General features: G+C 45.2%; 9 protein-coding genes and 1 tRNA gene. 8 read left to right on the plus strand and 2 right to left on the minus strand.

Translation table 11 applies throughout. The features are described from left to right. Positions 1–76: 76 nt before the first annotated feature. From ACLD5M_RS02895 to ACLD5M_RS02905, 3 genes are all read left to right on the plus strand, one after another. On the plus strand, positions 77–1,318 hold the full coding sequence (locus tag ACLD5M_RS02895; RefSeq protein ID WP_410314561.1) for an Mbeg1-like protein: 1,242 nt from the start codon (positions 77–79) through the stop codon (positions 1,316–1,318). 27 nt (positions 1,319–1,345) lie between these two features. Beyond that, positions 1,346–2,263, plus strand: coding sequence for a tRNA pseudouridine synthase A (locus tag ACLD5M_RS02900; protein ID WP_410314562.1), 918 nt, complete (start codon positions 1,346–1,348; stop codon positions 2,261–2,263). Between the two features lie 90 nt (positions 2,264–2,353). Next, positions 2,354–2,439, plus strand: a tRNA-Ser gene (locus ACLD5M_RS02905). Between the two features lie 186 nt (positions 2,440–2,625). Here the strand turns inward: ACLD5M_RS02905 and ACLD5M_RS02910 are convergent. Further along, positions 2,626–3,066 carry a hypothetical protein gene (locus ACLD5M_RS02910; RefSeq protein ID WP_410314563.1) on the minus strand — a complete coding sequence of 147 codons (441 nt, stop codon included), beginning with the start codon at positions 3,064–3,066 and terminating at the stop codon, positions 2,626–2,628. 36 nt (positions 3,067–3,102) lie between these two features. Next, positions 3,103–4,173: a hypothetical protein gene (locus ACLD5M_RS02915; protein WP_410314564.1), complete on the minus strand. Its 1,071-nt coding sequence runs from the start codon at positions 4,171–4,173 to the stop codon at positions 3,103–3,105. Between the two features lie 172 nt (positions 4,174–4,345). Here ACLD5M_RS02915 and nusA point away from each other — a divergent pair, with 172 nt between their 5' ends. The 5 genes from nusA (at position 4,346) to ACLD5M_RS02940 (ending at position 11,513) form a co-directional block, all read left to right on the plus strand. Continuing rightward, positions 4,346–5,383, plus strand: a complete 1,038-nt coding sequence (gene nusA / locus ACLD5M_RS02920) for a transcription termination factor NusA (protein WP_004135703.1) — start codon at positions 4,346–4,348, stop codon at positions 5,381–5,383. A gap of 212 nt (positions 5,384–5,595) precedes the next feature. Further along, the gene (infB, locus tag ACLD5M_RS02925) at positions 5,596–8,493 is read left to right on the plus strand and encodes a translation initiation factor IF-2 (protein WP_410314565.1); all 2,898 of its coding nucleotides are present in this window, start codon (positions 5,596–5,598) and stop codon (positions 8,491–8,493) included. A 2-nt stretch (positions 8,494–8,495) separates the two neighbouring features. Beyond that, positions 8,496–9,038: a 30S ribosome-binding factor RbfA gene (gene rbfA, locus ACLD5M_RS02930; RefSeq protein ID WP_410314566.1), complete on the plus strand. Its 543-nt coding sequence runs from the start codon at positions 8,496–8,498 to the stop codon at positions 9,036–9,038. A gap of 23 nt (positions 9,039–9,061) precedes the next feature. After that, positions 9,062–10,198: a tRNA pseudouridine synthase B gene (locus tag ACLD5M_RS02935; RefSeq protein WP_410314567.1), complete on the plus strand. Its 1,137-nt coding sequence runs from the start codon at positions 9,062–9,064 to the stop codon at positions 10,196–10,198. A 70-nt stretch (positions 10,199–10,268) separates the two neighbouring features. Beyond that, positions 10,269–11,513, plus strand: a complete 1,245-nt coding sequence (locus ACLD5M_RS02940; RefSeq protein WP_165844140.1) for a bifunctional riboflavin kinase/FMN adenylyltransferase — start codon at positions 10,269–10,271, stop codon at positions 11,511–11,513. The last annotated feature ends 14 nt before the right edge of the window (positions 11,514–11,527 follow it).

Below are 11,527 nucleotides of genomic sequence, written 5' to 3' on the forward strand. Positions count from 1 at the left end.
TTCGCTTCTTGAAAGAATTGCTAAAACGAGTCGAGGATTTCCTCGGCTCGTTTTTTATTTGTATTATTATTGAATTATGTCGAATGTTATTGATTTGTTGCGCAACGATTTCTCTACCTTCGCTCAGCGCAAGTTTAATGCCGTAGATGCGCTGATTTTGTGCGAGCTATCTTATATAAATATGCCAACGTACGTGCCAAAATATTGCGATAATCCAAAGAATATTTCTACTGTATCTATTAACGAATTGCTTAGAATAGAAGAATATTCGTCAATGTTTGCTTCTGGGTCTCCTAAAGTAGATAAATTCCGTAGGAAGCTGCTTCTTGCTGTCGCTTCCAGCCCTAGGTATAGGGGAATTCGCGTAGGGGAGTATCTTGAGAGGTTTGATGAATCAAATATTGACGAATCATTAGAGCAGCAGTTTGCTGGAGTTACTTTTGATCTTAGCAATTGCGAGGGGATTGATAATCCTCATACTCTTGTTGTTGCGTATCGCGGCACTGACAGTACGCTTGTTGGGTGGAAAGAAGATTTCAACATGGCTTTCCGCTGCCCAGTGCCAGCGCAAGAATCTGCTGCTGAATATTTGACTTCTGTAGCGCAAAGATATAGCAAACGTTATTCTAATAAAAACTTCTTTAATAAAATTTTTGCGAACAAACTTTTTGCCCGCTTTTCAAAATCTTCCGTAGATGCGCAAAATAATCCAAATATTATTGTTGTCGGTCATTCAAAAGGTGGGAACATGGCTGCTTATGCGGCTATGCGCTTAGATGCTACAAGTCAAAAACTAGGTGATCTTGTATCAAAAATTTATTCTATGGACGGACCTGGTTTTGCGTCTGATGTAGTGGATACAAGCGTTTTTGCGAATGTTTCAAGTCGTATTGAAAAAGTAGTTCCGCAGTCTGCCTTTATTGGATTGATTATGGATACGGGAGTGCCATATAAGGTTACATTTGCCGATTCGATTGGATTAATGCAACATTTTGGCATGTATTGGCAGATTAAAAATGGTGATTTTGACTACTGTGATTGCGTAACCCCGCGCGCTCTGGCCGTTTCTAAGGCTGCAAACGAGTGGATGATGAATCTGCCATTTGAGGAGCGAAAGCGCAGAATTGACAGCGTTTACAGCATTTTTAGCAGTTTAGGTTACCCAACTTTTGATGAAATGTCTTCTCATTGGTCGGAGGTTGTTCCTAAATTATTGAAGATTGCAATGCATATGGATTCAAAAACTTACGAGCTTATTCGTAGTGTTATGAGTGCTTTTGCGCTTGCGGGCGGCAGCTCTTCGGATAAAAAAAGCTAGTGTAAAGTCTGTTTGGAAAGGTTTTGAATGCGACTTCGCTTAGATTTAGCTTACGATGGTGGCGGATTTTACGGTTGGGCTAAGCAGCCTACTTTGCGAACTGTGCAAGGTGAAATTGAGGGGGCTTTGCATACAGTATTGCGTGTGCCAGAAGGGGATGCTGCTGAGCCGCTGCGCCTTACTGTGGCTGGACGTACGGATACGGGCGTGCATGCGTCGCATCAGGTTTGTCATCTTGATGTTTGTGAAGAAACTTTGCTGCGATGCGTAGGGCATACTGGATTGGACGGTGTTTGCGCGCTCGAGTACCGGCTTAAGCATGTTTTGTCGCAAGATATTTCGTTGCATAAGGTTAGTGTTGCTCCCATTGGTTTTGATGCGCGCTTTTCTGCGTTGGAGCGCACGTATGTGTATCGTATTTGCGACGCTTCTGATTATTGTGATTATGACCCTCGTATGCGTGGTTTTGTTTTGAAACTTGACGATGCTTTGGATGTTGATGCAATGAACCAGGCTGCTGGGCTTATGATTGGCCTTCACGATTTTGGATCTTTTGCTCGCCCTAATCCTGGTGGCACTACTATTCGCGATGTAAAGAGTGCTTGTTGGGAACGTGTGGGAACGCGTGCTAATGACGTGCGCGTTAAGCTTAAAACTGGCTGCGTGCCGACTGTTGAGCAGGGTTTGCTTGAGTTTACTATTGTTGCTGATGCTTTCGCTCACAATATGGTGCGCTCGCTTGTGCAGGCTTGCGTGCAGATTGGGCGTGGTAAGCGCACGCTTGATTGGTTTGTTGAGAAGATTAATACGCCGATTCGTGAAGGTTCTACAGGCCCTATTGCGCCGCAAGGTTTGACTTTGGAATATGTGGCGTATCCGCCAGATGATGAGCTTGCGGAGCGTGCGGAAAAGATTCGCGCTCGCCGTGATTCTGCTGAGTTATAGCGTTTCAACTCGCCATAATTTTATATTCGCGCCATGGTTTACAATTGAAAAGTTGCGTTTGTGCGCGATTTTGTTGCGCGAATCGCAAGTGGATGAATGTCCGAGCGGTCTAAGGAGCACGCCTCGAAAGCGTGTGAGGGTAAAATCCTCCGCGAGTTCGAATCTCGCTTCATCCGCGAATTAACCAAGCCTAAAGCATGTAAATTGCTTTAGGCTTTTTTATTTGCCGAGCTTTCTCAAAACTGAAAGTGCACTTCACTTTCAGTGAAAGCGAGGTCTGCCTTCGTCTCGATTGGCGAAGGCAGGGCAGGCTAGTGTGTTAGGTTTGTGTTGCTGCATTTTTAGATTATATGACATTTAGTTTAATAAACTTTATTTTCATTTGCTTGTGATTCTTTCTCTAATACGGAACTAATCCAATCTAAGTCGTCCATAGTAGATATCTGCAATTCATTGGTATATCTACGAAGATATAGCCATCGTCCAATTACATCCCAAATAAAAATACTTCTTGGACAAGTATTTTTTTCATCAAAATTAGGTGTTTTTCTCTTTCTAACTAATTTAACGTATTTTTGCAATGATTTAGATTCTTCTATATCTTCAACAACAGATGCAGTGGAATTTGCATTTACTACAGCATATTCACAAACTGATTCCTCATGTTCAAGAAGTATATATGATAACAAAAGTAAAATCATATACGAAACAATAAAAACAGTAATATATTTACGAATACGTTTTTTAGCTTGCTCTGATAAGCGATTAGACAGTGTATGTTTAAAATAATGTAGTAACGACATTAGTTATACCTCTATTGGAGACCATACAAAATTATACTATTTCAAAACCAAATTTGTCTCTGTTGGGTAGCCTAGAGCGTAGGCGCGCAATAATCTGGAAGTAATCAGCTTTATTACAGCATCTTTAAAAGCCTTATGCGCTTGAACAGCAGAGTATTCGTAGCTTGTTTCGTCGCGATTGTTTTTTGACGCGCTTTTAGTTTTATTTTCTTCAATAACTATTATTTGATTAAAAGCAGTAAGTTCAGTTCGTGCGCAATCCATATAAGCTATGGCTGCAATCGGCAAATCTTTTCCGCTTGCCTTATCTTGCGCTTTTCCACTTTCAAGAGCGTCGGATGGAATCTCATATATTTTTTTGCGCAAATCATCGCCTTTTCCGGATGCGTTCATAAAAGTTTGAGCATTCGTTGATGCCATATCGCTATATTCCAACGGCAGTCCTGGAACTTTTTTTGCGGCTAAAGTTTGTAGTATAAACGCTAGCTGATCTTCTGCAGCTGCTGCGCTGGCCAAAGGGTGATGTGTCCATTGAAAATTGTTGTAATGCTTTACTGTTTTTGTAAATTGTATATAAGCGTTACGCTCTAGTTGATGAGTTATTGAAGATTCTGGGTTTTCTTGGTTTTCTGTGTTTGCAGTATTCTCTTGGTTTTCTGCGCTTTCGTCAGCATTTTCCTCATCGCTTGTGCCAGCAATCTCTTCGGCGATTTTTGACTTATTGTTTCCAGATTCTTTAGATAATATTTCCCATTTTGCTTTAGCGCTATAAACAATACTTTCGCTTAATCTTCCTGGGCATTGTTGTGCTACAGTTTCCCATTCTTTTGCGGAAGATTCCAAGTCTGAAGTAGATACATTATTTACGTTATTTTCAATAAATTGTTGATTTTTTTGCGCTAAACGGTAGGCTTTTGCGCAAATATTTTCGCCAGAAGTAGATTTTACAGTATGATCTACGTGAATGTTTTGCAATGTGCCGCAAGATGCTAGAGTGAAAACTAGCGTAGGCGTCAATAAAGCACAAACGAAAATCTTAAGCGCAATTTTTATGCTGCGCTTTGCGTTAGTACGCACGGCTTTTAACAAAACATAAAGTGTCTGCATAATCTACTAAAATAGCCACTGACTGTGACCAATATCGACTGTATTAATTCAGTAAGGTGTTGGCTTGTCTGCAACTTAAAGCAAATCTGATTATAAATGCTATATCAGAAGGCAAAACGGTTGCAAAAATAATAATCATAAATGAATGCGTTATAACGAGAGGACGTGCGCGATGGAATTGGATTTGGCGGGAATGCATCAGCTTGCGGCACAGCAGGGGATTAATGCCGAGGAGCTGGACGAGGCGCTCGCCGAGGCCTTGCGTCTTGCGTATATGAAAACCGCTCATCCTGCAAAGCATGTGCGAGTTGAACTGGATGAACGTGCAGGTTCGTTCACTGTGTGGGCTAGGGATGAAATTCCTGGTAAGCCTACTGAAGATAACCCGTATCCGGCTCCAACGCTGGGAGAAGAGTACGACGATACTCCTCGCGATTTTGGTCGTCTTGCTGCGGCAACAGCCCGCCAAGTTATTAGCCAAATCTTCCGTAAGGCTGAAGATGATCGCGTATTTGGTGCTTTTTCTGGTCAGAAAGGCAAGCTGATTAACGGAATTATTCAGCAAGATGCCAAAGATACTACTAATATTCACGTTGCTGTCGGAGATGTTGAAGCGATTTTGCCTCGCCGTGAGCAGGTTCCAGGTGAACGTTACCGCCATGGTGAGCGTATTCGCGTATATGTTGTAAATGTTGCGCGTGGTCTTCGCGGACCAGAAATTGTGGTTTCTAGGTCGCATCCTGAGCTTGTTCGTCGTCTTTTTGAGCGTGAGGTTCCAGAGCTTGTTTCTGGCGCTGTTTCGATTATGGCGATTGCTCGAGAGGCTGGAGCTCGCACAAAGATTGCTGTACGCGCTAACTCTGAGGGCGTTAATCCAAAGGGAGCTTTGATTGGTCCTGGAGGCTCTAGGGTGCGTGCGGTAATGGAAAATTTGGGTCAAGAAAAGATTGATATTGTCGATTGGTCGGATGACCCAGCGAAGTTTGTTGCCGCCGCGCTTTCTCCAGCAACTGTTACGCAGGTGCAGGTAGTTAGCGAAAAAAATCAGACTGCTGTTGCGTTTATTCATGATGCTCAGCTTTCTCTTGCTATTGGCAAGGAAGGTCAGAATGCTCGTTTGGCTGCAAAGCTGACTGGTTGGAAGATTGGCATTGAGTCTCAAGAAGAGCATGATAAGAAAGTTGCTGCAGCTCAAGGTCAAAACGCATAATCTTTAGTAGTGGCGACACTCGCACCAATCCAACGTTTCGAGTATGCTGAAAGCTGGAATCTGGGCGAAAAAGCAGTAGCATCGTCCTGCACAAGACGAGGTACAAGATCATGGTCGCACGATGATATATCGCACGATAATAAATAATAAGCTCGCAATAATGTAAAGTGGCCGCGTGTGCTAGCGCTGCCACAGACAGAGGAGAACACTGAGTGGTTAAAAAGCGCGTGTATGAACTGGCCAAAGAATTTGGTGTAGACAGTAAAACCGTGTTGGAGCGTTTGAAGGGCATGGGCGAATTTGTTAAGTCCGCTTCTTCAACAGTTGAGGCTCCAGTAGTGCGTCGTTTGCAGGCGGCGCTTGCAGCTGAAGGAAATCAAGCAGGTAACAAGTCAGGTAGCAAGCCTGCTAAGGCTGCTGCAAATCCTGCTGCAACTACAGCTTCAAAGCAAGCTGCAAATCAGTCTGCAAATCAGTCTGCAAATCAGTCTGTAAAACCTTCTGGTGCTGCAAAACCTTCTGCGCCAAAAGCTAAGTCTCAGGCTGAATCTCAAAAACGCGCTGCAGGCAATCAAAATTCGGAGCAATCCGAACGTTCTGCAGCTTCTAAGGCCTCACCAAAGTCTGAAGCAAATCACTCTCGCGCAAATCATAATCCTCGTCCATCTTCTTCTGGCGAATCAAAGAATGCAGAGCGTCGTGGTGAAAACCGTGAGAATCGCGAGAATCATACGCAGATGCCTCCTCGTCCGCGCCCGCATCAGGGTGCTCAAGGAGCAGGTAATGCAACCCCTCGTCCTGGTAATAATCCGTTTAGTCGTAAGCAGGGCATGCATTCTCCTACCCCTGGAGATATTCCTCGTCCTCACCCGATGTCTCGTCCAGGCGCTAAAGATGGCCGCGGTGGCCGTCCAGGCCAGGGTGGAGCTGGTAACGCAAATGGTGCGCGCGGTGAACGTGGCGGAAATCGTTCTCGCGGCGCTCGCTCTAACCAAGGAGCTGGGCGTTCTCAGTGGTCAGGTCAGCGTCGCGGCGGCGCATCTAATGGCTCTGGCTCTTCAAATAGCAGGCCGTCTGCAGAATCGCGCTTTAATGCAAATCAAGCTGCAACTTTCCAGGCTGCAGCAGCTGGTGCTCCAAACGGTGGTCCATCTCGCGGCGGCGGTCGCGGTAGAGCAGGCGCTGCAGGTGCATTCGGCCGTCAGGGAGGCAAGTCTTCTAAGGCTCGTAAGAATCGTTTAGCTAAGCGTCGTGAATACGAAGAGCTTAAAGCACCAGTTATTGGTGGCGTGCGCATTCCTTCTGGTAACGGCGCTACTATTCGTTTGCGTCAGGGTGCAACTCTTTCTGACTTGGCAGAAAAAATTGATGTCAATCCAGCAGCTTTGGTAACTGTGCTCTTCCACTTGGGAGAAATGGCAACAGCTACACAGTCCTTGGATGAGTCGACATTCCAAATTTTGGGTGAAGAGATCGGCTGGAATATCAATATTGTTTCTGCTGAAGAAGAAGATAAAGAGCTTTTGCAGCAATTCGATATTGATTTGGACGAAGAAGAGTTGCAGGAAGATGACGATTTGCAATCTCGTCCACCTGTTGTTACCGTTATGGGTCACGTTGATCACGGTAAAACTCGTTTGCTTGACACCATCCGTAAGTCGAATGTTATCGATCGCGAAGCTGGCGGTATTACGCAGCGAATCGGCGCTTATCAGGTAACTGTAAATCTTGAGGGTAAGCCTCGTAAGATTACATTCCTCGATACTCCAGGTCACGAAGCGTTTACTGCTATGCGTGCTCGTGGTGCTGAGCTTACTGACGTTGCTATTCTTGTTGTTGCAGCAGACGACGGTGTTATGCCTCAGACTGTTGAAGCTATTAACCACGCTCAAGCGGCTCACGTGCCAATTGTTGTGGCTGTGAACAAGATTGATGTTGAAGGTGCTAACCCAGACAAGGTTCGCGGTCAGCTTACAGAATACGGTTTGGTTGCTGAAGAGTACGGCGGCGACACCATGTTTGTGGATATTTCCGCAAAGCAGGGCACTAACGTCAATAAGCTTCTTGAAGCTGTGCTTCTTACTGCAGACGCTGAGCTTGATCCTAAAGCAAATCCAAATATGGACGCTCGCGGCGCAACTATTGAGGCTCGACTCGACAAGGGTCGTGGTGCTGTTGCTACTGTTTTGGTGCAGCAGGGTACTCTTCACGTTGGCGATTCTATTGTTGCAGGCACTTCTTACGGACGTGTTCGCGCTATGCTCGACGAAAACGGAAATCACCTGCAGGATGCAGCTCCTTCTACTCCTGTTCAGGTGCTTGGTTTGACTTCTGTTCCAACCGCAGGTGACCTGTTCTTGGTTACTTCGGACGACCGTTCTGCTCGTCAGATTGCGGAGAAGCGTGCAGCTACAGAGCGTGCAGCTCAGCTTGCTAAGCGCCGCAAGGTTGTGTCTCTTGAAAGCCTTAAGGAACAGTTCGCTAAGTCTGAAGTTGATATGCTGAACATTGTTATTAAGGGTGATTCCTCCGGTTCCGTGGAAGCTTTGGAAGATTCCTTGATGAAGATTGAGGTTTCTGAAGAAGTTGGAATTCAGGTTATTCACCGCGGTGTTGGTGCAATTACTCAGAACGATGTGAACTTGGCAACTGTTGACAAGGCTGTGATTATTGGCTTCAACGTGCGTCCAAACCGTCAGGTTGCTGATTTGGCAGATCGCGAAGGCGTGGAAGTTAAGTACTACTCTGTTATTTACAAGGCAATTGAAGATATTGAAGCTGCTTTGAAGGGTATGCTTAAGCCGGAATTCGAAGAAGTTGTTACTTCGCATTCCGAAATTCGCGAAATCTTCCGTTCTTCCAAGTTTGGCAATATTGCTGGTGTTATGGTTCAAGACGGCGAAGTCAAGCGTGGTACGAAGTGCCGTATTTTGCGCGACGGCGTTGCTACAGTCAACGACCTGGAAATCTCCAGCTTGCGTAGGTTTAAGGATGACGTGCAGTCCGTTAGCGAAGGTTATGAAGCAGGTATTAACCTTGGAAGCTTCAACGACATTGAGCTTGGCGACGTAATCGAAACCTTTGAAATGAAGCAGATTGAGCGCAAGTAATTATGGCAGGAACGAATCCTAGAGCTGCACGTATTGCAGCGTTAATTCAGCGCGTAATCGCCTCTAATATGGAGTCGCAGTTGCACGATAAGCGTCTTGCTAGTGTAACTATTACGGAAGTTCGAGTTACTAACGATTTGCAAATTGCAAAAGTTTATTGGACTCAGCTTGGTCATGCTGGAAAAGAGCAGGGTGAGCGTCAGCGTGCAGCCCAGGCTTTGCAGCAGGCTCACGGACGTTTGCGCTCTTTGGTTGGTGCAAAAGCTGGCTTGCGTTTAACTCCGCAATTGCAGTTCGTTTATGACGAAGTGCCTACGGAAGCGCATGAAATTGAGGATATTTTGGTTGCTGCTCGTCATCGTGACGAAGAGTTAGCTAAAATGCGCGAAAACGCTAAGTATGCTGGCGAATCTGATCCGTATAAGAAACCGCATGAAGATGATGAGTCTGACGACGATTTTGAAGATGACGACTTTGAAGATGACGAACCTGCAGAATCTTCAGAACCTGCAGAATCTTCAGAACCTTATGAATCTGCAGAATAGCGCGAAAAAATCTTAATTTGCATATGACGCAATTCACACCATCTTCCGGCATTTTACTTGTAGACAAGCCGCAGGGAGTTACAAGTCACGATGTAGTTTCCTGCGCTCGTCACCTTTTGCACACAAAACGTGTAGGTCACGCAGGAACGCTAGATCCTATGGCAACAGGTTTGCTAATCGTAGGTTTTGGTAACGCAACGCGCTTGCTCAACTACATGCTCGGTCACAACAAAACCTACGAGGCGGTAATTCGCTTGGGTGAGTCTACGACTACAGATGATGCAGACGGTGAGATTTTGCAACAAAACAATCTGCAATTAGGTCCGGGAGTTGTTACTAAAGCTGCAGACGATTTGCTTTTGAAGCTTCTTTTTGAAAGCGATTCTTGTAATAGTGAGCTTATAAACCAAGCTTTTGAGCGCATTAAGCAAGTTATTAAAGAAAACTTAACCGGCAAAATTATGCAAGCTCCAACCGCTTTTTCTGCAATTAAAATTAACGGTCAGCGAGCATACGATTTAGCTCGTGAAGGAAAAACTGTAGAAATTCCGTCTCGCGAAGTAACTATTAGCGATTTTTATGTTGCTAATCCTTGTATTTTGCGCGGCAAAAGCGGAAGAAAAGTATGCGATATTACTGCAACTGTTTCTTGCAGCAGCGGCACGTATATTCGTGCTTTAGCGCGCGATTTAGGCCGTCTTCTTGGCGTTGGTGGACATTTGATTTCGCTTAGACGCACAAGCATCGGCGATTTTTCAGTAACAGATCCTCGCGTTCTTAAACTTCGCACGGAAACTCGCGAATTTACCGATAGGGAAGGTGTTTTGCAAAAACGTTCAAAAGCTGTGCCGAAAGAAGATTTTGACGCCGATATTTGTCTTCCTAAAACCTGCTTAAACATGTTTGAAGCAGCCGAGCATACTTTACCAATGCTACAAATTGACGAAACTCAAGCAAAAGACTTGCGTTTTGGGCGCTGGCTTAGTTTTGAATCAGAAGAAAATTCTCAACAATATCCTGCAATAGCCTACGTTAAATCCTCAAGCAATGCGCAAAATGACGTAGTTGCTGTAGTTGAGCAAGCAAAAAATAGCAAAACTAATCAAATCAAACCAATTGTGGTATTTCCGGCAAGCCAGAAGACTGGTAAACTGTATTAAGGATTGAAAATAAGGAATTACGCAAGACGTATTGCGTACGTAAAGCTTCAACGCGGATAGTAAGGATATCATGAAGGTCATCGACATTCGACCAGATGCCAACGGCATGATTAATTGGCCAACGCTAAGTGCAGAGCGTAAAGCAGTTGTTACAATTGGTGTGTTTGACGGTATGCACAAGGGGCATCGTGAGGTTGTTCGCCGCACTGTGGAACTTGCGCACCGTCACGGCGCGTTTTCTGTTGTTATTATGTTCGATCCGCGCCCAAGTGTAGTACATGCAAACCCTGATTTATACGACGATTTTGGCGATTTCAACACGGATCTTCCGGAAGATTCGGATGCGCTTACCAGCGTTCGTCAACGCTTGCGCGTGCTTTCTGAGCTAGATGTTGATCACGTTGTTATTGTGCGTTACAGCCTTGCTTTTGCTGCAAAATCGTACCGTTTCTTCTTAGGTCAGCTCGTAGGAAAGCTTGGTATGCGAGCTTTGGTTCTTGGTTCTGACGCTGCTCTTGGTGCTCGTAGGGCTGGAAATATTCAAGCGATCCGCGAATTATCTAAAGCAACGGGCGTTTTTGAGCTTATTGAGGTAGAAGATTTAGGTCCAGAGGATGTTCGCGTGCCGGATCCTATTGTGCGCGAAGTTCCTAAGGGTTCTGGAGAGCCGGAAGATCCTGCTGAAGGCATGAATAAGGCGGAATATCGCGCTTGGAGTAAGAGTATGCCGAATAAGAAGGTGCGTGCTTGGAGCTCTACGAATGTTCGCTGGATGCTTGCAACTGGGCGTGTTAAGGCGGCTCGCGAAATTTTGGATCAACCGCATCGCGTTGAAGGAACAGTTGTTCATGGAGATGAGCGCGGTCGTGAGATTGGTTTCCCAACAGTGAATCTTGGCGAAAAAATTGAAGGATATATTCCAGTTGACGGCGTATACGCTGGTTGGGTTGTTGATTTAGATTCAGATAATAAGAATGAAATGCGCCCAACAAAGAGCACTGTGCCGGATGTTAGCGTGTTGCGCCGAGATGAGCTTCATTTAGGCGTACATTCGCCATGGCGTTGGCCAGCTGCGATTTCAATCGGCACAAAGCCAACGTTTAATTCGGATAGTGAGGACGAAGCTGAGCGCACAGTTGAAGCTTACGGATTGTTCGACGATTGGAAGGATTTGTACGGACACCGCGTTTGCATTGAGTTTGCTAGTTTCTTGCGCCCACAGCAGGCTTTCGATTCTGTTGATGAGCTAAAAAATATGCTTAAAGCCAATGTTGAAGAGGTGCGTGCAATTACTGACGCTGAGGCTGAAGACTAAGTTTGAGAGCGTTT

Source organism: Gardnerella sp. Marseille-Q9185, assembly GCF_046508745.1.
Classification (GTDB): domain Bacteria; phylum Actinomycetota; class Actinomycetes; order Actinomycetales; family Bifidobacteriaceae; genus Bifidobacterium; species Bifidobacterium greenwoodii.

What these genes read in the sequence shown, in the direction of transcription:
- ACLD5M_RS02895 (WP_410314561.1), top strand. Translation starts at nt 77, where the DNA reads ATGTCGAATGTTATTGATTTGTTGCGCAACGATTTCTCTACCTTCGCT.
- ACLD5M_RS02900 (WP_410314562.1), top strand. Translation starts at nt 1,346, where the DNA reads ATGCGACTTCGCTTAGATTTAGCTTACGATGGTGGCGGATTTTACGGT.
- ACLD5M_RS02910 (WP_410314563.1), bottom strand. Translation starts at nt 3,066, where the DNA reads ATGTCGTTACTACATTATTTTAAACATACACTGTCTAATCGCTTATCA.
- ACLD5M_RS02915 (WP_410314564.1), bottom strand. Translation starts at nt 4,173, where the DNA reads ATGCAGACACTTTATGTTTTGTTAAAAGCCGTGCGTACTAACGCAAAG.
- nusA (WP_004135703.1), top strand. Translation starts at nt 4,346, where the DNA reads ATGGAATTGGATTTGGCGGGAATGCATCAGCTTGCGGCACAGCAGGGG.
- rbfA (WP_410314566.1), top strand. Translation starts at nt 8,496, where the DNA reads ATGGCAGGAACGAATCCTAGAGCTGCACGTATTGCAGCGTTAATTCAG.
- ACLD5M_RS02935 (WP_410314567.1), top strand. Translation starts at nt 9,062, where the DNA reads ATGACGCAATTCACACCATCTTCCGGCATTTTACTTGTAGACAAGCCG.
- ACLD5M_RS02940 (WP_165844140.1), top strand. Translation starts at nt 10,269, where the DNA reads ATGAAGGTCATCGACATTCGACCAGATGCCAACGGCATGATTAATTGG.